General features: G+C 63.3%; 1 protein-coding gene. It reads right to left on the bottom strand.

The features are described 5' to 3' along the window. On the bottom strand, nt 1-197 hold a 197-nt coding region (locus SB660_RS24350; RefSeq protein ID WP_410585228.1), incomplete at its 3' end, for a hypothetical protein. Nucleotides 198-229: the final 32 nt, after the last annotated feature.

Here is a 229-nt window from a genome sequence, read left to right as displayed (position 1 = left end):
AGGACGATGTCACTTTCGTAGGAGCCCGGGACGAACATCTTTCGCGCGGCGATACGACGGAACTTCCACAGTTCGTTATCGCCGCCGCTTGCGCGCTGGTCGGCGCGCGAAGCGAGAACATCGTCGTCCATGCCTGGGGTGAACGTGCGAGTATAAGTCGTGAGCGAGCGCGGGTCGGGCGCGGTGAGCGAGATCATTGGAGCCCCCCAGAAGTCCGGCTGCACCTTGC

Source organism: Bacillus sp. SIMBA_005 (assembly GCF_046535585.1).
Taxonomy (GTDB): domain Bacteria; phylum Bacillota; class Bacilli; order Bacillales; family Bacillaceae; genus Bacillus; species Bacillus pumilus.
The sequence above is the reverse complement of the archived record's forward strand: the minus strand, read 5'-3'. Positions and strand labels throughout refer to the sequence as shown.